17 protein-coding genes, 1 tRNA gene and 3 pseudogenes are annotated in these 24903 nt (G+C 65.3%); 3 read left to right on the top strand and 18 right to left on the bottom strand.

What is annotated here, in order from left to right; genetic code table 11:
• Positions 1-13: 13 nt before the first annotated feature.
• From folD to IPG63_15945, 6 genes and pseudogenes are all read right to left on the bottom strand, one after another.
• Positions 14-868, bottom strand: a complete 855-nt coding sequence (folD, locus tag IPG63_15970) for a bifunctional methylenetetrahydrofolate dehydrogenase/methenyltetrahydrofolate cyclohydrolase FolD (protein ID MBK6728691.1) — start codon at positions 866-868, stop codon at positions 14-16.
• A 78-nt stretch (positions 869-946) separates the two neighbouring features.
• Positions 947-1657: a purine-nucleoside phosphorylase gene (deoD, locus tag IPG63_15965; protein ID MBK6728690.1), complete on the bottom strand. Its 711-nt coding sequence runs from the start codon at positions 1655-1657 to the stop codon at positions 947-949.
• A gap of 11 nt (positions 1658-1668) precedes the next feature.
• Positions 1669-2861 (bottom strand): annotated as a pseudogene (locus tag IPG63_15960) (phosphopentomutase).
• On the bottom strand, positions 2858-4192 hold the full coding sequence (locus tag IPG63_15955) for a thymidine phosphorylase (GenBank protein MBK6728689.1): 1335 nt from the start codon (positions 4190-4192) through the stop codon (positions 2858-2860). The pseudogene IPG63_15960 and the gene IPG63_15955 overlap by 4 nt, the downstream one beginning before the upstream one ends.
• Before the next feature lie 102 nt (positions 4193-4294).
• Entirely contained in the window at positions 4295-4555 is a 261-nt protein-coding gene (locus tag IPG63_15950; protein ID MBK6728688.1) for a hypothetical protein, read from the bottom strand.
• Between the two features lie 349 nt (positions 4556-4904).
• Positions 4905-5543 (bottom strand): annotated as a pseudogene (locus IPG63_15945) (S1 RNA-binding domain-containing protein).
• Between the two features lie 313 nt (positions 5544-5856).
• Between IPG63_15945 and IPG63_15940 the strand changes: the two are divergent.
• The 3 genes from IPG63_15940 to IPG63_15930 all read left to right on the top strand — a co-directional run bounded on the left by IPG63_15940 (position 5857) and on the right by IPG63_15930 (position 10278).
• Positions 5857-6108: a hypothetical protein gene (locus IPG63_15940; GenBank protein MBK6728687.1), complete on the top strand. Its 252-nt coding sequence runs from the start codon at positions 5857-5859 to the stop codon at positions 6106-6108.
• A gap of 1019 nt (positions 6109-7127) precedes the next feature.
• On the top strand, positions 7128-7403 hold the full coding sequence (locus IPG63_15935) for a tail fiber domain-containing protein (GenBank protein MBK6728686.1): 276 nt from the start codon (positions 7128-7130) through the stop codon (positions 7401-7403).
• Positions 7404-7581: 178 nt separating this feature from the next.
• On the top strand, positions 7582-10278 hold the full coding sequence (locus IPG63_15930; GenBank protein ID MBK6728685.1) for a serine/threonine protein kinase: 2697 nt from the start codon (positions 7582-7584) through the stop codon (positions 10276-10278).
• Positions 10279-10282: 4 nt separating this feature from the next.
• On the opposite strand, the gene IPG63_15925 is transcribed toward IPG63_15930, so the two are convergent.
• The 12 genes and pseudogenes from IPG63_15925 to nuoL all read right to left on the bottom strand — a co-directional run bounded on the left by IPG63_15925 (position 10283) and on the right by nuoL (position 24899).
• Positions 10283-10837, bottom strand: a complete 555-nt coding sequence (locus IPG63_15925) for a hypothetical protein (protein MBK6728684.1) — start codon at positions 10835-10837, stop codon at positions 10283-10285.
• Positions 10838-11041: 204 nt separating this feature from the next.
• Entirely contained in the window at positions 11042-13147 is a 2106-nt protein-coding gene (gene pnp, locus IPG63_15920; protein MBK6728683.1) for a polyribonucleotide nucleotidyltransferase, read from the bottom strand.
• Between the two features lie 24 nt (positions 13148-13171).
• Entirely contained in the window at positions 13172-13441 is a 270-nt protein-coding gene (gene rpsO, locus IPG63_15915; protein ID MBK6728682.1) for a 30S ribosomal protein S15, read from the bottom strand.
• Positions 13442-13591: 150 nt separating this feature from the next.
• The gene (gene truB, locus IPG63_15910; GenBank protein MBK6728681.1) at positions 13592-14458 is read right to left on the bottom strand and encodes a tRNA pseudouridine(55) synthase TruB; all 867 of its coding nucleotides are present in this window, start codon (positions 14456-14458) and stop codon (positions 13592-13594) included.
• 6 nt (positions 14459-14464) lie between these two features.
• Positions 14465-14806 (bottom strand): 30S ribosome-binding factor RbfA, encoded by a 342-nt coding sequence (gene rbfA / locus IPG63_15905; protein ID MBK6728680.1) that lies wholly within the window; start codon positions 14804-14806, stop codon positions 14465-14467.
• A gap of 12 nt (positions 14807-14818) precedes the next feature.
• Positions 14819-17467, bottom strand: a complete 2649-nt coding sequence (gene infB / locus IPG63_15900; protein MBK6728679.1) for a translation initiation factor IF-2 — start codon at positions 17465-17467, stop codon at positions 14819-14821.
• A 34-nt stretch (positions 17468-17501) separates the two neighbouring features.
• Positions 17502-18987 (bottom strand): annotated as a pseudogene (gene nusA / locus IPG63_15895) (transcription termination/antitermination protein NusA).
• A 38-nt stretch (positions 18988-19025) separates the two neighbouring features.
• The gene (gene rimP / locus IPG63_15890; GenBank protein ID MBK6728678.1) at positions 19026-19541 is read right to left on the bottom strand and encodes a ribosome maturation factor RimP; all 516 of its coding nucleotides are present in this window, start codon (positions 19539-19541) and stop codon (positions 19026-19028) included.
• A 158-nt stretch (positions 19542-19699) separates the two neighbouring features.
• Positions 19700-19776: transfer RNA gene (locus IPG63_15885), tRNA-Met, on the bottom strand.
• A gap of 61 nt (positions 19777-19837) precedes the next feature.
• Entirely contained in the window at positions 19838-21286 is a 1449-nt protein-coding gene (gene nuoN / locus IPG63_15880) for an NADH-quinone oxidoreductase subunit NuoN (protein ID MBK6728677.1), read from the bottom strand.
• Between the two features lie 45 nt (positions 21287-21331).
• Complete coding sequence (locus IPG63_15875) at positions 21332-22843, bottom strand: NADH-quinone oxidoreductase subunit M (protein ID MBK6728676.1); 1512 nt, start codon at positions 22841-22843, stop codon at positions 21332-21334.
• A gap of 10 nt (positions 22844-22853) precedes the next feature.
• On the bottom strand, positions 22854-24899 hold the full coding sequence (gene nuoL / locus IPG63_15870; GenBank protein MBK6728675.1) for an NADH-quinone oxidoreductase subunit L: 2046 nt from the start codon (positions 24897-24899) through the stop codon (positions 22854-22856).
• Between the last annotated feature and the right edge of the window lie 4 nt (positions 24900-24903).

Genomic DNA, 24903 nt, shown 5'->3' with positions numbered 1-24903 from the left:
AGATGACATTGGTTCAACCGCCGCGAACTTCCGCCGCTTCCAGGGTGTTCTGCATCAACATCGCGACCGTCATCGGACCCACCCCGCCCGGCACCGGCGTGATCCAGGAGGCGCGCTCGGCCGCCGCGGCGTACTCGACATCGCCGGTCAGGCTGCCATCCCCGAGACGGTTGATGCCGACATCGATGACCACCGCGCCGGGCTTCACCCACTCGCCACGGACCAGACCCGGAATGCCCACGGCCACGGTGAGCAGGTCGGCCTTGGCGACCTGCTCCGCCAGATCGGCGGTGAAGCGATGGCAGGCGGTGACGGTGGCGCCGGCCAACAGGTACTCGAGCACCAGCGGACGACCGACATGGTTCGAGACGCCAACGACGACGGCGTGCCGCCCGCGCACCGGTTTGTCGGTATGCGCGAGCAGGGTCATGATGCCCTTTGGCGTGCACGGGCGCAGGCCCGGCTGGCGCAATGCGAGGCGGCCGACATTCTCGGCGTGGAAGCCATCGACGTCCTTGTCCGGGCGAATACGCTGGATCAGGTCAGTGGCGTCGATCTGCGGCGGCAGCGGCAACTGGATCAGGATGCCGTCCACCGCGGCATCGGCGTTGAGCCGATCGATCAGCGCATAGAGTTCAGCACCGTCGATCGATGCCGGCAGATCGAAATCCCGGGTCACGAAACCGACGCGCTCGCAGGCGCGGCGCTTGTTGCGCACGTACACCGACGAAGCCGGATCGGCCCCGACCAGCACCACCGCCAGACCCGGCCGCCGCTGCCCGCTCGTCACCCGCGCGCGCACCCGAACCGCGATGCCGTCGAGCACCTCGTCCGCGATGCGCTTGCCATCAAGAATGCGTGCCGTCATCGGACCTCCTCGAAGGCGCGCATTATCCCCGAGCGCGCGCATCGCGTGGCAGGCGGAATCGGGGCGCGCGTGACGCGGCTACCTGCCGACGACCGCATCCAGCACCAGCCGCACCATGGCATCGACGCCGAGCTGGCGTTGTTCCGGCGACCAGCTCCGGTGCGTGCGCAGATGATCGGAGACGGCACACACGGCCAGCGCCTCGGCGCCGTACTGCGCGGCGAGTCCATAGAGTCCGGCCGCTTCCATCTCGATGCCGAGGATGTTCATCGCCGCCAGCGTGTCGACCATGGTCGGGTCGGGGCCGTAGAACAGGTCGGCGCTGAACAGATTGCCGACCTGCACCGCGATGTCCTGCCGCTGCGCCTCGTTGGCCACCGCGGCCAACAGGCCGTAGCTCGCCACCGCGGCGTAATCCATGCCCTTGAAGCGTGCGCGATTGACGCCGGAGTCGGTGCAGGCACCGATGCCGAGCACGATGTCGCCGAGTTGCAGCGAGTCGGCCACGCCACCGCAGGTGCCGATGCGCACCAGGCGCTTGACGCCATATTCGCGCACCAGTTCGGTGGCGTAGATCGACGACGAGGGAATACCCATGCCGGTGCCCATCACCGACACGCGCCGACCGCGCCAAGTACCGGTATAGCCGCCCATGGCGCGCACCCGGGTCACTTCGACGGCGTCGTCGAGCAGGGTGTTGGCGATATGCAGCGCGCGCAGCGGGTCGCCCGGCAGCAGTACGGTCTCGGCGAAATCACCGGGCTTGGCGGAGATGTGCGGGGTTCCCATGGCGGGCTCCTTCAGTGCGGATCGTTCAATGGCAGGGCGCGGCCGTGCGCCAGCGCGGCAATGCCGAAATGGCGGGCGAGCGTCTGGCCAAGATCGGCGAAACCGTCGCGCAATCCGGCGTTGCCGGGTCGCAGGCCACCGCCGAGCGCGAGCAGCGGAACGCACTCGCGGGTGTGGTCGGAACCGGGCCAGGTTGGATCGTTGCCGTGATCGGCGCTGAACAGCAGCAGGTCGCCCTCACGACGCGCGGCCAGCAACTCGGGCAGGCGCGCGTCGAACCGCTCCAGCGCCGCGGCGTAGCCGGGAACATCGCGACGATGGCCGTATTCGGAATCGAAGTCGACCAGGTTCACGAACACCAGACTGTCATCGGGCGCATCACGGAAACTTTGGATCGTGGTCTCGATCAAGGTATCGAGCCCGCTCGCCGGCAATGAGCGGCTGATGCCTTGCGCGGCGAAGATGTCGGAGACCTTGCCGATCGCGATCACTTCGCGGCCCGCGGCAACGAGCGCATCGAGCAGGGTTGGCGCGCTCGGCGGCACCGCGTAATCGTGACGGTGGCCGGTGCGCTTGAAGCCCTGCGTGGCGGAGCCGAGGAAGGGCCGCGCGATAACGCGCGCGATGCGGTATTCGTCGACCAGTTCGCGCGCGATTTTGCAAACGTGGTACAGGCGCTCAAGCCCGAACGCATCTTCATGCGCGGCGATCTGGAACACCGAATCGGCCGAGGTGTAGACGATCGGCTTGCCACTGGCGACGTGTTCCGGACCGAGGCGGTCGATGATCTCGGTGCCCGACGCGCGGCAATTGCCAAGCACCCCGGCAGGCCGGCGCGTTCGATCAGCGCATCCAGCAGCGCCGGCGGAAAACTGTTTTCGTAGGCGGTGAAATAGCCCCAGTCGAAGGTCACCGGCACGCCGCACATCTCCCAGTGGCCGCTGGTCGTGTCCTTGCCGGTGGAGCGCTCGTGCATCGCCGCGTACACCGCGTCCGCGCCGGCACGCTCGCGATCCGTGGGTTCGCGCCCCTGCGCGAGCGCATGCGCCGCGGCCAGCCCGAGCGCGGTCAGGTGCGGCAAGTTCGGCGCACAACGCTCGACGATATGACCGTAGGTATCGGCGCCGACATCGCCGAAGCGTTCGGCATCGGGCGCGGCACCGATGCCGAGCGAATCCAGCACCACCAGCAAGGCACGGCTCATGGCGTCGCTCCCATCGTGACCTGCGCCTGCACCAGAGCCACCGCCGGGGCGGCGTCGCCGATTTCGAACGCAGCCAACACGCGCTCACGCGCCCAGGCTTCCTGCGCCGCATCGCGCAGACACAGGCGCAGCAACGGATCGCCTGACTGCAGCGCGGTGCCGACGGCGCGAACCTGATCGAGACCGACGGCGAAATCGATCACGTCGTCGGGATGGCGGCGGCCGCCGCCGAGATCGACCACCAACTCGCCGAGGCGACGGCAGTCGATCGCGCGAATGTGTCCTGACGTCGGCGCCAACACGTCGCATTGCAAGGGCGCCTGCGCCAGTGCGGCTGCGCCACTGCGCAGCACATCGCTGCATCCACCGAGTGCCACGACCATGCGCTCGAAGTGCTCGGCCGCAGCACCGCTGGCGAGCGCGCGTTGCAGGAGCGCGTGCGCCTCTTCCGGCGTCGAAGCCAAACTACCGCGCCACAACACTTCGGCGCCGAGTGCGAGGCAGGCCGCGTGCATCCGCGCTGGCTGTGCATCGCCACGCAAGTAGGCAAGAACGGCGCGCATCTCGGTGGCATTGCCAACCGCCGGCACCAGTGGCTCCCCCATGTCGGTGATCAGTGCCGAGCACGCCACCCCGGCGCCATTCGCGACATCGACCAGGCCGCGCGCGAGACGCAGCGCGTCGTCGCGATCCGGGAAGAACGCACCACTGCCGCACTTCACGTCGAGCACCAGCGCATCGAGTTCGACCGCGAGCTTTTTCGACAGGATCGAGGCAACGATCAGCGGCATCGCGTCGACGGTTGCAGTGACATCGCGCACCGCATACAGGCGCCGATCGGCCGGCGCCAGGCCCTTGCCGGCGCCGACGATGGCGCAACCGGCAGCACGCAGCGCGCGGCGCAACATTTCGGTATCGACGTCGACGCGGTAGCCGGGAATCGCGCAGAGCTTGTCCAGCGTGCCGCCGGTGTGGCCGAGCCCGCGCCCGGACAGCATCGGCACCGCCGCACCGCAGGCCGCCAGCATCGGCGCCAACGCCAGGCTCACGGCATCGCCGACGCCGCCGGTCGAATGCTTGTCGAGCAAGGGCAGATCAATGCCGAGCATCGCCCGCGTCAATCGCTCGCCGCTGTCGCGCATCGCCAGCGTCAGCCGCACGGTGTCGGCATCCGCCAGGCCGCGCAGCCGCACCGCCATCGCGAACGCCGCCATCTGCCCCTCGCTGGTACGGCCATCGGCCATGCCCTGCACGAACCGACCGAGCGCGCCCGGATCGGGCGCGCGTCCATCCCGCACATCGGCGATCACCGCCTGCGGCGAATCGTTCATCTGCACTGCTCTCCTGCACCTCGCCGCGACACCAAGCCACGACCGTCCCGCACTCCCGGATGGTACGACAGTCGCCGCCGGACGCCCTACCCCGCCATGGCGTCAGCGTCGCACGCCAGCCGGCTTCCGTCTCCCGAACACCCACCAGGCGGGAATGCCGAACAGCGACAGCAACAAGGCCGGCTGGATCAGCAGCAGCGGCAAGTCCTGCAGTCGGATCGGCGGCTTCGGGTAGAAGTTGGGATCCAATGGCCGCCATGAGGCGATGTCGTCTTTCTCGCCCCGGTCGTCGATGCCGTCCGCGCCGAACGAATAGACGCCGACTCCTTCGCTCAGGGCGATCGGGCGACGCCACGAGTCCACTGGCCGCCGCACGCTCGCGTAGGAACACTGCCAGGCGTCAAATCCCGCAGGAGGGGCAGACAGAATTCCTGGCCACTCCTCGGAACGAAGCGGGCGCCCGATTGCGCGCTCCAAGTCCACACGGCAACCGTCGGCCAACCGCACCAGGGCGGCTGTGCTACCACTCTTCGTCGAACTTGCATGTGCAAGCGGCGCGACGCAGGCGGCGCCGCAAGCGACGATGACGCAGCCAAGGATGGTGCGAAGGAGATCATCCACTCTTTCGCAGACCTGGGATCGATCACGAAGTTCGCGGCAACAGAAAACGGGCCGAAGCCCGTTTGTTGTTTGGTGCGTTTCGCTGAAGCGATCAGGCTTCGGCGGCGGCGTCTTCGAGGACGGCTTTGATCGAGAGGCGGATGCGGCCCTGCTTGTCGACTTCGAGCACCTTGACCTTGACGATGTCGCCTTCCTTGAGCTTGTCCGAGACTTTCTCGACGCGCTCGTTGGAGATCTGGGAGGCATGGACGAGACCGTCCTTGCCTGGGGCGATGGTGACGAAGGCACCGAAGTCCATCAGTTTGGCAACCTTGCCTTCGTAGATGCGGCCCGGTTCGACATCGGAGGTGATCTGCTCGATGCGTGCCTTCGCTGCTTGCGCGGCGGCGGCGTTGACCGAGGCGATGATGATCGTGCCGTCGTCCTGGATGTCGATCTGGGTGCCGGTTTCCTTGGTGATGCCCTGGATCACGGCGCCGCCCTTGCCGATCACTTCTCGGATCTTGTCCGGGTGGATCTTCATTGTCAGCAGGCGCGGCGCGTAGTCCGACAGCTCGGCACGCGGCGCACTCAGGCCCTTGGCCATTTCGCCGAGGATGTGCAGACGGCCGGCCTTGGCCTGGCTCAGCGCGACCTTCATGATCTCTTCGGTGATGCCGTCGATCTTGATGTCCATCTGCAGCGCGGAAATGCCTTCCGAACTACGGGCAACCTTGACATCCATGTCGCCGAAACATCGCGTCGCCGACGCCGCTCGCCTACGAAATGGCGCGAACCGCAGGAAGCCATCTGGCGAATGGCTCCGCGCGGGAGTGAAGTGCCCCGCGAGCGTCGCGGGCGCCCCAGAATGGCGCAGCAAAGGCCTGCGCGGCATGCGTGCGGGACGATTAACGGTATCCGCCCGCGGCGTACACTGAGCCCCGCACGGCGCGCAGCGTGGTTCTGGATTTCCTATCCCTACCCGCTTCGACGCGCAGGCCAATGATCGCTGACGCCGGCAAACGTCGTTCCTTGATCTCGACGTACTTCGACGAGATCCACTCATGCCGCAGTTCCTCAGTCTCACCCTGGCCGCGCTATTGGCGGCCCCTGCTGCTCCCGACAGCCCTGCGCGCTTTGCGCTGACCGGCGCGCTGAACGAGGCCCCTGCCCGCTCGGCCGATGCCCGCTTCGAGATCGAGGCAAGCGCCCGTGTCGATGCCGACAATGCCGCCAGCACCGGGCGCTTTGCCCTGAAGTCCGCCCAGGCCGTCTGCGACACCAGCAACGGCATCTTCCTCAATGGTTTCGAATAAACAGGACCACCGCATCATGACCACACCTGCGCGCAAACTGCTGCTGTTGTCGCTGCTGCTTTCCCTGGGCCATGTCGTCTCGGCCGCGCCAATGCGCTACCACGGCCAACTCAGCGACGGCGGGCGGCCGGCCAACGGCCGCTATGATTTGCAGATCAGCCTTTACAGCAGCGCCGAAGCGGGCACACCGCTTGACTACCCGACGACACTGGAAGACGTCGAGGTCGTCGACGGTCAATTTCAGGTTGAACTGGATGCGCCGCCGGCGGCTCAGAACAGCCCAGCCTGGCTGCAGGCGGCGGTGCGCGACGGCGCCAGCAACGGAGCATTCAATGAAATCGCTGGCCGCGAGAAAGTGACCCTGGCGCCGCTGATCGGCGCCTGCTGGAGCACCACCGGCGACAGCGGCAGCGATCCGGACGTCAATTTCGTTGGGAACACCGACAATCAGACCCTGGTGCTGAGTTCTCCGCGCGGAGTGCGGGTCAATGCGCTGGGGCAGATTGCAGACACAGCCGGCGATCTGGTGGTCCACGCCCGACCCGCCAGCGGCGGCGGTGACGCCGATGCCGATTTCCGGCTGACGTCCCGCTCGGGCAAGACTGGATCGATCTACTTGATCGACTCCAGCGGCGACCTGGTGGTGCGCTCGGAAGCAGCATCGTCGGGACTGCTGTTCTCCAGCAATTTCACTCCAGCAATCCAGAACGACGGCCGGCCGGTGGCTACCTTCGACGGGCGGCTGCGGCTGGGAGCCGCGGGCGCGAGCGCCGGTGATGTCAGCGGCGGCATCTGGCTCGATGACGAAGCGCAGCAACGATCCTACCTGGGACGGGGCAGCAACAGCCAGAACTGGACTGGCGTGTTTGCCGACAACGCCTGGCGCATGGCTGTGCATGACGACGGGCTGGTCACGATCAACACGACCGTCGAAACGCTGTCCGGGGCTGATCTGACGCTGGGCGCACGGCCAGCCAGCGGCGACGCCGACGCGCGAACTCAAGGAAGGCTTCGCAGCGATCGATCCGGGCGCGATCCTGGCCAAGGTGCTGACGCTGCCGATCACCACCTGGAGCTACAAGACCTCGACCGAGGGCACCCACATCGGCCCGGTCGCCGAGGACTTCAAGGAAACTTTCGGCTTTGCCGGCGACGGCAAGTCGATACCGACCGTGGATGCCGATGGCGTCGCGTTGGCGGCGATCCAGGGCTTGAATGCCAAGCTGGAAGCCGAGAACGCCGATCTGCGCGCGCGCCTGGAACGGATCGAGCAGCGTTTGCAGGTGGGGCAGTAGCCCCGAAAGCAAATCGCGCGCGCGCACTCCTACCAGCCTGGCGTCAGTCCACGAAGAACTTGTGGGAGCGCGCTCGCGCGCGATCAGGGACCCGCCTCTCGATAGACTCGACCGATCAACGCAGTTCCAGCCCGCTTTCGGCGATGATTGCACCCTGTCGTTGATCGCTGGGTCCTGCATGTCCGTCTCCCCGCACGCCACCCGTGCCGCCGAGTTGTTTGTCGAATGGATCGAACTGCCACCGAAGGCGCGCTCGGCGCGGCTGCGGGAGTTGTTGGCTGTTGAACCCGAACTCGGCGCAGAACTGGCGGTGTTGCTGCAGCATTTCGACGCCGATCCGCCGCCACCGGATATGGTGCAAGCCTTGGGCGATGCTGCCCCAGTGGACAAGCATCAGGCCGGCCAGCGCCTCGGCGCCTATGAGCTGATCGAGGAGATCGGTCGCGGCGGCATGGGCGCGGTGTGGCGCGCGCGGCGCGTGGATGGGCAGTTCACGCAGGAAGTCGCGATCAAGCGTCTGCATCCGGGCTCGGCGACGGCTGCCAGCGCCGCGTTGCTGGTCGAGCGCTTCCTGCGCGAGCGCCAGGCTCTGGCGGGACTGAAACATCCGCACATCGCCGCGCTGCTCGACGGCGGCGTCGACGCCGACGGCCTGCCCTGGTTCGCGCTGGAGTTGATCGAGGGCATGCCAATCACTGAGTTTGCGCAGACGCGCGAATTGCCGATCAGCGACCGCGTGCAGCTGCTGCTGCAGGCGCTGGAGGCGGTGCAGTTCGCCCACCAGCACCTGATCGTGCATCGTGATCTGAAGCCCGACAATTTGCTGGTGACGGCGGCGGGCGAGCTGAAGTTGCTCGATTTTGGCATCGCCAAGTTGCTGGATGGGGTGGATGCCGATGCCCGAACACAGACTGGCGCACGCGTATTCACCCCCAACTATGCCGCTCCGGAGCAGGTCGAAGGCGGCGAGATCAGCGTCGCCACGGACGTCTATGCCCTCGGTGTGGTTCTCTTCGAACTGCTGGTCGGGCGGCGGCCCTTCGTCAACACGGGCGGGATGCAGTTGCCCCAGGTGAGTGCGAACTGGCGCGTCGAGGCGCCGTCCAAGGTGCTGGCTCAAGGCCAGCTGCGCGCGGCGCGTAGTTTGCGCGGCGATCTCGACATCATCGTGTTGCGCTGCCTGGCGCGCGAACCGCAGCGGCGCTATCCGACGGTGCAGGCCGTGACCGACGATCTGCGACGCTATCTGGACGGCCGGCCGATTCAGGCACGCCCCGACAGCGCCTGGTACCGCGGCAGCAAGTTCATGCGTCGGCACACTCTGGGCGTGGGCGCTGCGGTGCTCGGCCTCGGTCTCTTGCTTGCGATGACCGCATTCAGCGTGCGCCAGGCCGACCGCGCCGCAGCCGAAGCCCTGCGCGCACAGGAGTTTGCCGCCACTGCCGAACGCGAGCGCGATCTCGCCAACGCGGAGGGTCGTCGCCAGGAGTTGTTGCGCGAGCACTACGCCAATGTGCTCAATCGCGCCCTGTTGAGTGGAACTGCGGTCGAACCCACAGCGCTTCTGGACTTGATCGGCCAGGTCGACCTGAGCGCCGCTGCCAGCGACGCCGCCGCACGGCGCTCGATCCTGCTCGGCGTGGCCGAGCTCTACCTCGTCCGCAACGACTTCGCCCGCGCCATCGCGCTGCTCGAGCCGATGGCTGCGGAGCGTGCGAAGTTCAGCGCCAGCGAGCAGGTGGCCTTTGCCGAAACGCTGGCGACCAGCTACTTGCGCACCGGCAAGCCAGAGCAGGTCGATGCCGTCTTGCAGGGTGGCGAGGCGGCCGCGGCGAGCCTGGGCGAGCGTCGCCCGGCGGCGCTGGCGCCACTGCTGATCCTGCGCGCGCAGTGGTTGCGCAGCAGCGGCCAGATCGAGGCCGGCTACGCCGTGGTGCAACAGGCGGTGGCGCTGGCGCGCACCTCGACCACGATGAGCCCGTTGATTCATGGACAACTGCTGATCAACGCGGCACAGACCGCGATGGCGGCGAATCAGTTCGAAGCAGCTGCGGCGATGGCCAGCGAAGGCCTGAAGCGCTGGGCCGACGCCGACCTCAGCGGCAGCATCGGTTACCGCGTCGGCCAGACGCTGCTGGCCAATCTGCAACTGCTGCGCGGCCAGCCACGACTGGCGCTGGCCGCCTATGAGCAGATCGCGGCGCAGCCCGATGTGGGTGAGAACCTTCCGGCCGCTGCAGCGCGCCGATCCTCACAGGCACGCGCGCTGTCGTCGATGGCGCGGCACGCTGAGGCCATCGCGCTGGCGCAATCGGCGAGTCGGCAGTTCTGCGATGCCGTCGGCAGTGCAACGCCGGATTGCCTGCGCATGCGCCTGATCCTGGTCGATGTCGCGCTCGCCGCCGGTGAGTCGACACTTGGCCAGGACGAACTGGATCAGGTCGACGCCATCGCCGGCGACACGCCACCTGCGGCCATCGTCCCCTCCCTGCTGGTCTACCGCGCGCTGCTGCAGTTGCTCGACGCGCCTGGGCAGGAAACGCTGCGCAGCACCGATCAGGCGATGCTTGCCATAAGCACCTCAGGACCGAACGGACCGCGCAATGCGCTGCGATTGCGTCTGGGCGCCGCCGAGCGCCTGCTGGCGTCAGGCCAGGAGTCGCTGGCGCAGGAGTTGCTGGCGACGACCTTGGCAAACGCGGCGCCGGTGGATGCGACCAAAGGCGGTATGGATGCGGCGCTGCTGGCGTTGTGGCGCAGTCGCCGGGACAGCAGTGCTGCCGCTGATCACGCTGCGGCATGGAGGGTTCTGGAGGAACAGTTGGGACCGATGCATCCGAGTGTGCTGCGCTGGCAAGCTCACGTCGCCCCTTGAGCCATCAGCCAGCCTGCAACCAGTGCTGCACCAGCGTACACGCGGCGCGAAAATCGCGACGCACGGTGATCTCGGCGATCTCCAGCAAGGTCGCGATTTCCTTCATCTCGAGCCCGGCCAGCACGCGCAGTTCAAACACCTCCGCCTTGCGCGCGTCGACTAGTCGCAACTGGTCGAGGGTGCCATCGAACAGAACGATGTCGAAAGGCTGCACCGAATCACTGATGTCGAGCCCGGTCAGCGTCACCCGATTCAAGTCGCCACCGTGGCGCCGGGCATCCTTGACGCGAACGCGATCGAGCAGAATCTGACGCATCGCCAGCACCGTCAATCGGTACAGATGCCGGCGGTCAGCGACACTGCCCGCGTGCTGCAGCAACTTGAGGAAAGCCTCGTGGACCAGACCCGTCGTGTTCAGAGTCTCGTTGCGGTGCGCACTCAGCAATTGATGCGCCCGCGGTTTCAACTGAACGTAGATCTCGCCGAAAACGGCGACATCCGCAGGCGACAAGCCACGCGAACGGGCGGCAATCGATTCGAACGGCAGCGCCGCGGGCATCAGCAGTTTCCTTGATGAGCTTGGTCTGATTCCATGGCCGCGCACCCTGATCGCACCCGCCGGAGTGTAGCGGCTGGCACCCACCGGTAGCGTCCGCGCCGAACGCCCGGCTGCAACGCACGCGGGAACGCCGCAACGGTGAGCGGAAGCCAACAAAAAACGGGCCGAAGCCCGTTTGTTGTTTGGTGCGTGTCGCTGAAGGGGTCAGGCTTCGGCGGCGGCGTCTTCGAGGACGGCCTTGATCGACAGGCGGATGCGGCCCTGCTTGTCGACTTCGAGCACCTTGACCTTGACCAGATCGCCTTCCTTGAGCTTGTCCGAGACTTTCTCGACGCGCTCGTTGGAGATCTGCGAGACGTGGACGAGGCCGTCCTTGCCCGGGGCGATGGTGACGAAGGCACCGAAGTCCATCAGCTTGGCAACCTTGCCTTCGTAGATGCGACCCGGTTCAACGTCGGAGGTGATCTGCTCGATGCGTGCCTTCGCGGCTTGCGCGGCGGCGGCATTGACCGAGGCGATGATGATCGTGCCGTCGTCCTGGATGTCGATCTGGGTGCCGGTTTCCTTGGTGATGCCCTGGATCACGGCGCCGCCCTTGCCGATCACTTCGCGGATCTTGTCCGGGTGGATCTTCATCGTCAGCAGGCGCGGCGCATAGTCCGACAGCTCGGCACGCGGCGCACTCAGGCCCTTGGCCATTTCGCCGAGGATGTGCAGGCGACCGGCCTTGGCCTGGCTCAACGCGACCTTCATGATCTCTTCGGTGATGCCGTCGATCTTGATGTCCATCTGCAGTGCGGAAATGCCTTCCGAACTACCGGCCACCTTGAAGTCCATGTCGCCGAGATGATCTTCGTCGCCGAGGATGTCGGACAGCACCGCGTAATCGGCGCCTTCCTTGATCAGGCCCATGGCGATACCGGCGACCGGCGACTTCAGCGGGATGCCCGCGTCCATCATCGCCAGCGACGAACCACAGACCGAGGCCATCGACGAGGAACCGTTCGACTCGGTGATTTCCGACACGCAACGGATCACGTACGGGAAGCCTTCGATCGTCGGCATCACTGCCGCGACGCCGCGCTTGGCGAGGCGGCCGTGGCCGATTTCGCGACGCTTCGGACCACCACCGCGACCGGTTTCGCCGACCGAGAACGGCGGGAAGTTGTAGTGGAACAGGAACGGGTCCTTGGTCTCGCCTTCGACCGCGTCGATGATCTGCGCGTCGCGGGTGGTGCCGAGCGTGGTCGTGACCAACGCCTGCGTCTCGCCGCGGGTGAACAGCGCCGAACCGTGGGTGCGCGGCAACACGCCGACACGCACGGTGATTGGACGCACCGTCACCAGGTCGCGGCCGTCGATGCGGACCTTGGTATCGAGCACGCTGCGACGCATGGTGTGGTACTCGAGATCGACGAATTCCTTGTTGATCGCGGCCGGCTTCCAACCATTCGCTTCCGCCTGCGCGGCGAGCGCTTCCTGGACTTCCTTGCGGATGACCGCGATCGCATCACGGCGCTGGCCCTTGTCGTGGATCTTGTAGGCGGCACCGAGACGATCGCCGATGACGGCCTTGATCGCATTGATCAGGGCGTCGTTACGCGCCGGCGTCGTGTACTCGAAGGTCTTGCGACCGGCTTCTGCGGCGAATTCGTTGATCGCGTTGATCACGACCTGCATCGCCTTGTGGCCGTGCGTGACCGCGCCGAGCATCACTTCTTCGCTGAGCAACTTGGCTTCGGATTCGACCATCAGCACCGCGTTCGCGGTACCGGCAACGACCAGTTCGAGCTGCGAGGTCTTCAGTTCGGTCGCGGTCGGGCACAGCAGGTACTGGCCATTCGCGTAACCGATCTTGGCCGCGCCGATCGGGCCGCCGAACGGCAGGCCGGACAGCATCAACGCAGCAGACGCACCGATCAGAGCCGGGATGTCGCCATCGACTTCCGGATTCAGCGACAACACGGTCGCGATGATCTGGACCTCATTGCGCATCTCTTCCGGGAACAGCGGGCGGATGGGACGATCGATCAGGCGCGAGATCAGCGTTTCCTTTTCGGTCGGGCGACCTTCACGCTTGAAGAAGCCACCGGGGATACGGCCACCGGCGTAGAACTTCTCCTGATAATCCACCGTCAGCGGGAAGAAGTCGGTGCCTTCACGCACCGACTTCGCGCCGACGACCGACACGAGTACTACCGTGTCGGACATCTTTACGACTACCGCCCCGCTGGCTTGGCGCGCGATCTCACCAGTTTCCAGGGTGACATCATGATTTCCGTACTTGAACGTCTTGACTGTCTTGGCCACGAGGCGGTTCCTTTGGATGATCGATTAGCGACGGAGGCCGAGTTTCTCGATCAGCGCCTTGTAGCGCGCGCTGTCGTTCTTCTTCAGATACGCCAGCAGGCGACGTCGGCTGTTGACCATGGTGATCAGGCCGCGGCGGGAATGATGGTCCTTCGCGTGCGCCTGGAAGTGCGGCGCGAGCACGTCGATCTGGGCCGAGAGCAGTGCGATCTGGACTTCCGGCGAGCCGGTGTCGTTGGGCTTGCGGCCGTGCTCGGCGATGATCTTGGCGGATTGTTCAGCAGTCAGGGACATGGTGGTTTTTTCCTGAAACGGGACGATGCCGCACGGCGCCAGATTCGCGCAGTCGGTCTCGGGGAGTGGTTTTGGGCGAAGGAAGGCGCGCATTCTAGGGGCGTGCCGTGGTCTCCACAAGCAAAGCCGCGTGAATTTCCGCAGGCGTCATCATCCGGTAGCCATCAGCCGGTCCGCCCGCAAGCAACGGTTCCCGACCAGACCGAGCCCGAAAAAGCCGCCATCGGGTCGATACAGGCGATAGCGACCCTCGGCCTCGGTGCGCGCGCCGAGCACGCGCCCGAATCGCAGTTCGGCCAGGGACGCCGTATCCAGCGCCAATGCCGGCAACTGACCGAGGGCTCGGTCGATCGGCAACAGGTGCACGCAGGGATCGACACAGTCGTTGAGTTCGTCCAATCCCAGCATCGGTTCCTGTTCGAACGGACTGACCCATAGCCGTCGCAGTGCCGACAGGTGCGCGGCCGAACCCAGCGCTCGTCCGAGATCGACCGCGAGACTGCGGATATAGGTTCCGGAACCGCAGGCGACCTCCAGTTCCAGCGCCTCGGGTGAATACGCGCGCACCTCGATGCGTTCGATCACGACCTCGCGGCTGGGCGCCTCCACCATCTGTCCCTGGCGCGCAAGCTTGTACAGCGGCACGCCATCGCGCTTGATCGCCGAGTAGACCGGCGGCGTCTGCCGGATCCGGCCGACGAAGCCGGCCAGTACCGCATCAAGTTCGGCGCGTGACACGAGCGGCAGCGCCGCGGTGGCCACGACGTCGCCTTCACGATCCGCGGTCGCCGTTTCGCTGCCGAAAGCGAGTGTCGCCCGATACGCCTTGCGTGCGGCGATGACGTGCTGGATAAACTTGGTCGCCTCGCCGAGGAAGATCGGCAACATGCCGGTGGCGAGCGGGTCGAGCGTGCCGGCGTGACCGGCCTTGATGCGATCAAAGCGCCGACGCACGCGCTGCAGGGCCGCATTCGAACTCAGGCCCAGCGGTTTGTCGAGCAGGACGATGCCATGCACTCGGTTCTATTCCGGCTCGCGCAGCAGCGTGTCGATACGCTCGCCGCGGTCGACCGAGTCGTCGTACTTGAAGTGCAGGGCCGGCACCGTGCGCAGCTCGACGCGATGCGCAAGCTCGCGCCGGAATTCCCAGGCCGCCTCGTTCAATTCCTTGACCGCCGGCTTGCCCTGCTCGCCGCGCAAGGCGGTCACGTACACCGTGGCGTGCGCAAGATCACGCGTCACCTCGACATCGGAGACCGACACCGAGGGGATCAGCTTGTCGCGCACGGCATCATGCACGAGCGCGCCGATCTCGCGGCGCAACAGCGCCGCGATGCGATCAGTTCGATGAAAGCCGGCGCGCATGGTCCCTGCTCCTTACAGCGTGCGCGCCACTTCGATGCGCTCGAAGCACTCGATCTGGTCGCCCGCCTTGACGTCGTTGTACTGCTTGACGCCAATGCCGCACTCCATGCCGTTGCGCACCTCTTCCACCGCTTCCTTGAATCGGCGCAGTGACTCGAGTTCGCCCTGGAAAACCACGACGTTTTCGCGCAACACGCGAATCGGCTTGTTGCGCTTGACCTGGCCCTCGATGACCATGCAGCCCGCGATCTGGCCAAACTTGGAGGAGCGGAACACGTCGCGCACCTGGGCGACACCGATGATCTCCTCGCGCACTTCCATGCCGAGCAGCCCGGTTGCCACCTGCTTCACCTGATCGATCACGTCGTAGATGATCGAGAAGTAGCGCAGGTCGAGGCCGTTGTCCTGAACGATCTTGCGCGCGGTGGCATCGGCACGCACGTTGAAGCCGATGATGACCGCCTTAGACGCTGCCGCGAGCGTTGCATCCGATTCGGTGATGCCGCCGACGCCGCTGGCGATGACGTTGATCTTGATCGCGTCGGTGCTGAGTCGGGTCAACGAGTCGCGTAGCGCCTCGACCGAGCCCTGCACATCGGCCTTCACCACCAGGTTCAGCGTACGCAAGTCGCCCTGGGTGACGCTTGACCAGACATCTTCCATCTTCGCCGACTGCTGCTTGACCAGACGCGTCTCGCGGCGCTTCTGCTCGCGTTGCTGGGCAACGTCCTTGGCCAGACGCTCGTCCTCGACCGCGATGAAGTCATCGCCGGCGTCGGGCACACCCGACAGGCCGAGCACAACCACTGGAATCGAGGGACCGGCGTCGCTCACCGGCCGACCGGCTTCGTCGAACATCGCACGCACGCGTCCATACTGGATGCCGCACACGAGGAAGTCGCCGCGATTCAGGGTACCGCTCTGCACCAACACCGTGGCCACCGGACCGCGGCCCTTGTCGAGGCTGGATTCGATCACCGTGCCGCTGGCGCGGCCGTCGGCCACGGCAGTGAGCTCCATCATCTCCGCCTGCACCAGCACCGCATCGAGCAGGTTGTCTACGCCCATGCCGGTCTTGGCCGATACCGGAACGAAAATCGTGTCGCCGCCCCACTCCTCCGGCACCACTTCGTGCTGGATCAGGCCCTGCTTCACGCGCTCCGGATCAGCATCCGGCTTGTCCATCTTGTTGACCGCGACGATCAACGGCACCTTCGCCGCACGTGCATGTTGCACCGCTTCGATGGTCTGCGGCATGACGCCGTCATCGGCCGCCACTACCAGGATCACGATGTCGGTCAGCTTGGCGCCGCGTGCGCGCATCTGCGTGAACGCGGCATGGCCGGGCGTATCCAGGAAGGACACGACGCCCTTGTCGGTCTCGACGTGATAGGCACCGATATGCTGGGTGATGCCACCGGCCTCGCCCGCGGCAACCTTGGTGCGGCGGATGTAGTCGAGCAGGGAGGTCTTGCCGTGATCGACATGGCCCATGATCGTGACCACCGGCGGACGCGTCGTGCGCTCGCCCTGCTGCTGATCCACTTGCGCCGCCAGCGCCGACTCGGCATCGGTCTCGGTCGCGCGCATGGCCTTGTGTCCGAGTTCTTCCACCACCAGCACCGCAGTGTCGTGGTCGATGCTCTGGTTGATCGTGGCCATCACGCCCATCTTGAACAGGGCCTTGACCACGTCGGCACCCTTCGACGCCAGTTTCGTCGCGAGATCGGCGACGACGATGCTCTCGCCGATCGCCACTTCGCGCACCATCGGCGCGGTCGGGCGCGAGAAGCCGCCGGAGACGCCGCTGTTGGTGTTGCCGCGGTCGCCGAACCGGAAATCCGGTTTGGACGGGCGCGGCTTCTTGCGCGGCCGCCGGGCATGGTCGCCCGGCAGGTGCAATTCACCCGCGGCGAAGCGCGTTGCGGCGCCGTCATCTTCGACCACATCGGTGACCACCATGCGATGGCTACCCTTGGCACCCTTGTGCCGGTGCGGCGGCTCGCTGCCCTTCGGGGCCTCCTTGCGCACCGGTGCCGGCGCCTTGTCCTCGATCTTCTTCGGAGCCTCGTGGTGGTGCTTCTTGCCCGCGCGCGCCTCCTCTTCCTCGCGCAGGCTGGCGGCCTCGACCTCGGCGCGCTTGGCCGCTTCCACGACCGCTTCCTCGGCACGCTGGCGATCTTCCAGCTCGCGCCGTTGCGCGTCGAACTCCGCGCGGCGCGCGGCATCCATCTCGCTCAGCCGCTTCTGCTCGGCGTCATTGCGCGCCTTGGATTCGGCCAGCAGCTTCAGCGCATTTTCCCGTTCCGGATCCACTTCCGGCGCCGCCTGCTGATCGTCGACCTCGCTGCGCTTGACGTAGGTGCGCTTCTGGCGGACCTCGACGTTGACGGTCTTGCCCTTGGCCGCGCCGCTCGACACGGTCAGCTCGCCGACCTGCTTGCGCTTCAGCGTGATCTGCTTGGGCGCGCCGGTTTCGACGGCCTCTTCCTTCTTGCCATGCGTGCGTCGCAGGAAGCCGAGCAGTTTGACCTTCTCGGTGCTGCTCACGACTTGATCCGCCGCGTCGAACTTCATTCCCGCTTCGGAAAGCTGCGCGAGCAGCTTGTCCGCGGTCATGCCGAGGACTTGCGCGAGCTGTTGTACGGTGACATCGGACATGCTGTGCCTCTTTGCGGCTTTCGCTGCGGCGTAATTACTGGAACCACGGCGCACGCGCCGCGAGGATCAAGGCGGCGGCGCGTTCGGCGTCCATGCCTTCGATGTCGGTGATTTCATCCGCAGCCAGTTCGGCCAGGTCTTCCTGGGTACGAATGCCGCGCTCGGCCAGAGCATAGGCAATGGTTTCGTCCATGCCGTCGAGTGCGAGCAGGTCTTCCGCTGGCTTGTGCGTCTCGACATCTTCCTCGGCCGCGATCATCTGCGTCAGCAGCGAATCGCGCGCACGCGCGCGCAGCTCGGCAACGATGTCCTCGTCGAACTCTTCGACGGCGAGCAGTTCGCTCTCCGGAACGTAGGCGATTTCCTCGATCGAAGAGAAGCCTTCCTGCACCAGGATCGAGGCGATCTCGGAATCGACTTCGAGTTTTTCGACGAACAGCGCGTGCCGTTTCCTGCTCGGCCTCACTCTTTTCCTGCACCTGGGCCTGGGTCATGACGTTGAGCTGCCAGCCGGTGAGCTTGCTCGCCAGACGCACGTTCTGGCCGCCGCGGCCGATCGCCTGCGACAGCTTGTCCTCGGCCACCGCCACGTCCATCGAGTGCTTGTCCTCGTCGACGATGATCGACTGCACCTCGGCCGGGGCCATCGCGTTGATCACGAACTGGGCCGGATTCTCGCTCCACAGGATGATGTCGACGCGCTCGCCGTTGAGCTCGTTCGAGACCGCCTGCACACGCGAGCCGCGCATGCCGATGCAGGCACCGATCGGATCGGTGCGGTGATCGTTGGCCTTGACCGCGATCTTGGCGCGGTCACCGGCGTCGCGGGCACAACCCATGATCGTGACCAGACCCTGGCCGACCTCGGGCACTTCGAGCTTGAACAACTCCATCATGAACTCGGGCGCGGTGCGCGAAACGAACAGCTGCGGTCCGCGCGCCTCCATGCGCACGTCATGCAGGTAGCCGCGCACGCGGTCACCGGCGCGCACGTTCTCGCGCGGGATCGCCTTGTCGCGCGCAATGAAGGCTTCGGCATTGCTGCCGAGATCGAGATAGACCGCGCCGCGCTCGACGCGCTTGACGATGCCGGTGACCAACTCGCCGATGCGATCGGTGTAGGCATCGACCACCTGCGCACGCTCGGCCTCGCGCACGCGCTGCACGATCACCTGCTTTGCGGCCTGTGCGGCGATGCGACCGAACTCTGCGTTTTCCACCGGTTCCTCAAGGAACTCGCCGACTTCGGCATCGGCCTTGACGTCGACCGCGTCCATCAGTCGCGTCTGGCGATCGGGCGACTCCATGACCACGTCGTCGGCGACCACTTCCCAGCGCCGGAAAGTCTGGTATTCGCCGCTGTTGCGATCGATGGCCACGCGCATTGCCACGTCGGCTTCGCCGTAGCGCTTTTTCGCCGCGGACGCGAGCGCCGCCTCCAGTGCGTCGAAGATGACCCCGCGCGCGACGCCCTTCTCGTTGGCAACCGCGTCCACCACCATCAGCATCTCTTTGCTCATCGCAACTCTCCAAGGCTCGCCTTCGCGGGCCGACGTGATCAGGATTTCTTCTTGCTCTTGCCCGGTTTCGCACCGCTCGGCTTGGGCGCCGGGTCAATGTCCGAAAAGTCCGGTACCAGCTTCGCCTTCTCGATATTCGAATGGGCGATTGCAACTTCGCTGCCGTCCTGGCTCAGGACGATGTGTTCGCCCTCGACGCGCACGATCGACCCCTGGAACCTGCGGCGACCGCCGACTGCAAGATTCACGCTCACCTTGGCCTGCTCGCCGATGAAACGCGCGAACTGCTCGGGTTTGAACAGCGGTCGATCGAAACCGGGCGACGACACTTCGAGCGTGTAGCGTCCGCTGATCGGATCGTTCACGTCGAGGATGCCGCTGATCTCTCGGCTGACCGCCTCGCAATCCTCAACCGTGACGTGTCGATCTTGCACATCGATGTAGACGCGCACCAGGCCGTTGCCGCGGCTGGCGACGAACTCGACGCCGAGGCACTCCAGCCCGAGCGAGGCGATCACCGGTTCGAACAGTTCGGTCAATTGTTCGGCATTCATCTCGTCTCCTGCAACGCAGGACTCCAAAAACAAAAATGGGCCCGTAGGCCCATCGCATCGTGCACGGTCCGCTTCCGTGCGCGCCGCGCAGCGTGACCGGAGTCACGCATGCGGTGCGAAAGAAAAGGGCCTCCGAAGAGGCCCTTTCCATGGATCATTGGTAGCGGGGGCAGGATTTGAACCTGCGACCTTCGGGTTATGAGCCCGACGAGCTGCCAGACTGCTCCACCCCGCATCAGGCGACGCGCACTATAGTGTCGGGCGTTGCGCAAAGCAACAAAAAACACCGTTTCAATTCAACTGGCAGCCACTGCGTTCAGGCACCAGGTCATCAACGGACCACCGAAGATGCCGAGCGCGATCAGCGCCAGCACGTTGCCAGACAACACCAGGCGGAAACCGAGATCGGCATCGGCAATCACCGGCGCGTTGCCGACCGGCTGGTCGAAGTACATCACCTTGATGACGCGCAGGTAGTAGAACGCCCCGATCACCGCGCACACGCCCGCGACCAGCGCTAGCCACAGCGCGTCGGCACGCATGACCGCCTTCAACACCTGCAGCTTGGCCAGGAAACCAACGAACAGCGGCACGCCGGCGAACGAGGCCATCACCGCCAGCATCAGGAAGGCGTAGAACGGATTGCGCTGGTTCAATCCGCGAAAATCGTCGATTTCCTCGGCCTCGAATCCGGCCCGTGACAGCAGCACGATCAACCCGAACGCGGCGACCACGGTGATCGAATAGGTGGTGGCATAGAACAGCGCTGCAGCGAAACCGTCAGGGCCGCCGCCGATGATGCCGAGCAGCAGGAAGCCAACGTGGGAAATGGTCGAATAGGCGAGCATGCGCTTGAGGTTGGTCTGCGCGATCGCGACGATGTTACCGATCACCAGCGACAGCACCGCCAGCACCGACAGCATCGCCGCCCAGTTCGCCCACAGCGACGGCGTACCGAAGCCGTTGTCGAGCAGACGATAGGCCATGCCGAATGCGGCGACTTTGGGCGCGCTGGCGACGAACAAGGTCACGCCGGTGGGCGAACCCTGGTAGACGTCAGGCACCCAGGCGTGGAACGGTGCGGCGCCGAGCTTGAAGGCGACGCCGACGACGAGGAACACCAGACCGAAGCGGAGCAGATCCGGATGCAGCATGTTGCTCGACGCCATCGCGCGAATGCCGCCGAGGTCGAGGGTACCGGTGGCGCCATAGACCATGCTCATGCCGTACAGCAACAGCCCCGAGGCCAGCGCGCCGAGCACGAAATACTTCATCGCCGATTCCGACGACAAGGGGCTGTCGCGGTTCAACGCGACCAGCGCGTACGAGCACAGCGCCAGCAGTTCCAGCCCGAGATAGGCGCTGAGCAGATTGCCGGCGGACACCAGCAGCATCATGCCGATCACCGCGAACAGGCTGAGCGTGTAGAACTCGCCCTGGAACAGGCCGCGCGGCTTCAGATGCGGTCGCGCATAGACAAAAGCGAGCGCACTGCTGCCGAGGATGAACAGCTTGCACAGCTCCGCCACCGGGTCGCGCAGGTACATGCCGCCAAAGGCGGTGCGCGCCAGCGAATCATCGCCGCTCGAACGCCAGACCAGCACGCCCGTCACCAGCAGCGAGCCGATCGCCAACCAGTGCGTGACCGAACGCTGCGCCTGCGGGATGAACAAGTCCGCCATCAGGATGACGAAGGCGGCGGCGAGCAGGAACATCTCCGGCAGCATCACCCGGATGTCGGCCATCGAGATCGCGATTTCGACTGCATTGTGGACCATGTCGCGAACTCCTCAGACCTTCACGCGCATCAGTTGCTCGACGACACTGCCGAGCGATGCGTTCATCAGATCGGTCAGCGGCGCCGGCCACAGACCCAACAGCAGCGTGGCCGCCGCGAACCCGCCGAGCACGATCGCCTCGCGCCCATTGATGTCCTGCAGCGTCTTCACGTGTGCGTGTTGCGCCTCGCCGAAGATCACCCGCTTGACCATCCACAAGGTGTACGCCGCACCCAGGATCAGGGTCAGCGCAGCGGTTGCCGCGATCCACGGCTTGGCCTGGAAGCTGGCGAGAATGACCATGAACTCGCCAACAAAACCCGAGGTACCGGGCAGGCCGCTGTTTGCCATCGCGAAGAACACCGCGAAGAAGGCGAACCAGGGCATGCTGTTGGCAACGCCGCCGTAGTCGCCGATCATGCGGCTGTGCACGCGGTCGTAGAGCACGCCGACGCAGGAGAACAGCGCCGCCGAGATGAAACCGTGCGAGATCATCTGCACCATCGCACCCTGCAGCGCCAGTTGCGCGGCGCCCATGTTGCCGGCGTCGCGCGCCAGCATCAGCGGCAGGAACGCACCCAAGGTCACGAAGCCCATGTGCGAGATCGACGAATACGCGATCAGCTTCTTCATGTCCTGCTGCACCAGCGCGACGAAACCGATGTAGACGATCGCGATCAGCGACAGCGCGATCACCAGCCAGGCGAACTCGTGCGATGCGTCCGGCGTAATCGGCAGTGCGAAGCGCAGGAATCCGAAACCACCGATCTTCAGCATGATCGCGGCCAGGATCACCGAACCGCCAGTGGGCGCCTCGACGTGCGCATCCGGCAGCCAGGTATGCACCGGGAACATCGGCACCTTGACCGCGAACGCGAGCAGGAACGAGAAGAACAGCCAGGTCTGCTCGCTGCGCGACAGCGGATATTGGGCCAGGAACGAAAGGTCGAAGCTGCCTGACTTGAGGTACAGGTAGATCAGGCCGATCAACATGAAGATCGAGCCGAGAAAGGTGTACAGGAAGAACTTGATGGTCGCGTAGACGCGCCGCGGCCCGCCCCAGACGCCGATGATGATGAACATCGGAATCAGCATCGCCTCGAAGAACACATAGAACAGCAGTGCATCGAGCGAGCAGAACACGCCGATCATCAACCCCTCGAGCACCAGGAACGCGGCGTAGTACTGATGCACCTTGTCGTCGATCGCATCCCAGGCGCCGATCAGCACCAGCACCGTGGTAAATGCAGTCAATGCGATCAGCGCCACCGCCACGCCATCGACACCGACGTGATAGTTGACGTTCAGCGCCTCGATCCAGGGCAGGTTCTGCACGAACTGCATGTTCGCCGCGGAGGCGTCGAAGCCGGTCCACAGCGGCACGCACAACGCCAGCGTCGCCACTGCGAACAGCAGCGCAATCCAGCGCGCCCGGTTGCTGTTGCTGCCGCCGGAGGCGAGGGTCGCGGCGCCACCGAGTACCGGCAGCGCGATCAGCCAGCTGAGCAAGTGAGTTGAGATCATCGACTATTCCTCACTCGATCCAGACGAACGCGCCAAGCAGCGCGATGAGCCCGAGGATCATCGCGAAGGCATAGTGGTAGAGGTAACCGGACTGCATCCAGCGCAAGATGCTGGCGGCCCGTTCGATCACCGCAGCGGAGCCGTTGACCATTGCGCCATCGATGATGGCGACGTCGCCGCCTCTCCACAGGCCGCGCCCCAGCAGCAGGCTTCCGCGTGCGAACACCGCCTGATAGAGGTCATCGAAACCGTACTTGTTCTCGAGGATGCGCGCCAGCGGCCGCAGCGCCGAGTAGATGCGAGCCGGCATCGTCGGATTGAACAGGTACAGATAAGTCGCCACGGCGAAACCGGAGAACGCCAGCCAGAACGGCAGCGAGGTCAGCCCGTGCAGCGCGAACGCGACCACGCCATGGAACTCCTCGGCGAAATGCCCGAGGCGCGCATGCTGCGGCTCGACCAGAATGGCGCCGGCGAAGAAATCGCCGATCAGCATCGGTTGCACAAAGAACCACGCGATCACCACCGACGGTATCGCCAGCAGGATCAACGGAATGGTGACCACCGCCGGCGATTCGTGCGGTGCATGGGCGAGATGGCCGGGCGTGTGGTGATCGTGGTCGTCGCCATGACCCTCGTGGCCGGCGTCGCCGTGATGCGCATCGACCACGAAGCGTTCCTTGCCATGGAAGGTCAAGTAGAGCAGACGGAATGAGTACAGCGCGGTCACGAACACGCCGAACAGCACCGCGTAGTGGGCGTAGGCGAAGGCGACGCCGCCTTGGTGTGCCGCGGCTTCAGCGGCGACGATGATCGCGTCCTTCGAGTAGAAGCCGGAGAACAGCGGCGTGCCGACCAGCGCCAGCGTGCCGATCACCGCCGTCCAGTAGGTCACCGGCAGGTATTTGCGCAGGCCGCCCATGTAGCGCATGTCCTGCTCGTGGTGCATGGCCATGATCACCGAACCGGCACCGAGGAACAGCAGGGCCTTGAAGAACGCGTGCGTCATCAAGTGAAACACCGCCGCCGAGTACGCCGACACGCCTAGCGCCACGGTCATGTAGCCGAGCTGCGACAGCGTCGAGTACGCGACCACGCGCTTGATGTCGTTTTGCACCAGGCCGATCAACCCGGTGAAGAACGCGGTCGTTGCGCCGATCACCGCAACCGTGGCCAGCGCCGTCTCGGACATCTCGAACAGCGGCGACATGCGCGCAACCATGAAAATGCCTGCGGTGACCATGGTCGCGGCGTGGATCAGCGCCGAGATCGGGGTTGGGCCTTCCATCGAGTCCGGCAGCCAGACATGCAACGGCACCTGCGCCGACTTGCCCATCGCGCCGATGAACAGCAGGATGCAGATCACCGTCGGCACCGCCCAGGCGTGCCCGGCGAGCAGCTCGATGGTCTTGCCATCGATCGCCAGGCGATTGGTGAATACCGTGGCGTAGTCGAGGGTGCCGAAGTACATCAGGATCGCGGCGATGCCGAGCAGGAAGCCGAAGTCGCCGACGCGGTTGACCAGGAACGCCTTCAGGTTGGCAAAGATCGCGCTTGGCTTCTTGAACCAGAAGCCGATCAGCAGGTACGAGACCAGACCCACCGCTTCCCAGCCGAAGAACAGCTGCAGGAAGTTGTTGCTCATCACCAGCATCAGCATCGAGAAGGTGAACAGCGCGATGTAGCTGAAGAAGCGCTGGTAGCCGGGGTCTTCGGCCATGTAGCCGATGGTGTAGATGTGCACCATCAACGAAACGAAGGTGACCACCACCATCATCATCACGGTGAGACGGTCGATCAGGAATCCGATGTGCGCCGAGTAACCGCCGATGTCGAACCAGGTGTAGAGGTTCTCGTTGTAGCTCGGCATGCCGTCGAACGCGACCAGCTTGAACACGTACAGCGACAGCAGGCAGGACACCGCGACGCCACCGATGGTGACGATGTGCGAACCGCGACGCCCGATCTGGTTGCGCAGGAAGCCGGCGACAATCGCGCCGAGCAGCGGCGCCAGCGCAATGGTCAGGAGAATTGGACTGAGGGATGTGGCCTGCATCGGA

Source organism: Lysobacterales bacterium (genome assembly GCA_016703225.1).
Lineage (GTDB): Bacteria > Pseudomonadota > Gammaproteobacteria > Xanthomonadales > Ahniellaceae > JADKHK01.
Note: the sequence above shows the minus strand (reverse complement) of the source record. Positions and strands in the feature narration are given on the sequence as shown.

Coding starts and splice junctions, on each gene's coding strand:
- rimP (MBK6728678.1), bottom strand. CDS start 19,541: ATGAATGCCGAACAATTGACCGAACTGTTCGAACCGGTGATCGCCTCG.
- IPG63_15955 (MBK6728689.1), bottom strand. CDS start 4,192: ATGAACGATTCGCCGCAGGCGGTGATCGCCGATGTGCGGGATGGACGC.
- nuoL (MBK6728675.1), bottom strand. CDS start 24,899: ATGCAGGCCACATCCCTCAGTCCAATTCTCCTGACCATTGCGCTGGCG.
- infB (MBK6728679.1), bottom strand. CDS start 17,467: ATGTCCGATGTCACCGTACAACAGCTCGCGCAAGTCCTCGGCATGACC.
- rpsO (MBK6728682.1), bottom strand. CDS start 13,441: ATGTCCCTGACTGCTGAACAATCCGCCAAGATCATCGCCGAGCACGGC.
- IPG63_15940 (MBK6728687.1), top strand. CDS start 5,857: ATGCCGCAGTTCCTCAGTCTCACCCTGGCCGCGCTATTGGCGGCCCCT.
- deoD (MBK6728690.1), bottom strand. CDS start 1,657: ATGGGAACCCCGCACATCTCCGCCAAGCCCGGTGATTTCGCCGAGACC.
- rbfA (MBK6728680.1), bottom strand. CDS start 14,806: ATGCGCGCCGGCTTTCATCGAACTGATCGCATCGCGGCGCTGTTGCGC.
- IPG63_15875 (MBK6728676.1), bottom strand. CDS start 22,843: ATGATCTCAACTCACTTGCTCAGCTGGCTGATCGCGCTGCCGGTACTC.
- IPG63_15930 (MBK6728685.1), top strand. CDS start 7,582: ATGTCCGTCTCCCCGCACGCCACCCGTGCCGCCGAGTTGTTTGTCGAA.
- nuoN (MBK6728677.1), bottom strand. CDS start 21,286: ATGGCCGACATCCGGGTGATGCTGCCGGAGATGTTCCTGCTCGCCGCC.
- folD (MBK6728691.1), bottom strand. CDS start 868: ATGACGGCACGCATTCTTGATGGCAAGCGCATCGCGGACGAGGTGCTC.
- IPG63_15925 (MBK6728684.1), bottom strand. CDS start 10,837: ATGCCCGCGGCGCTGCCGTTCGAATCGATTGCCGCCCGTTCGCGTGGC.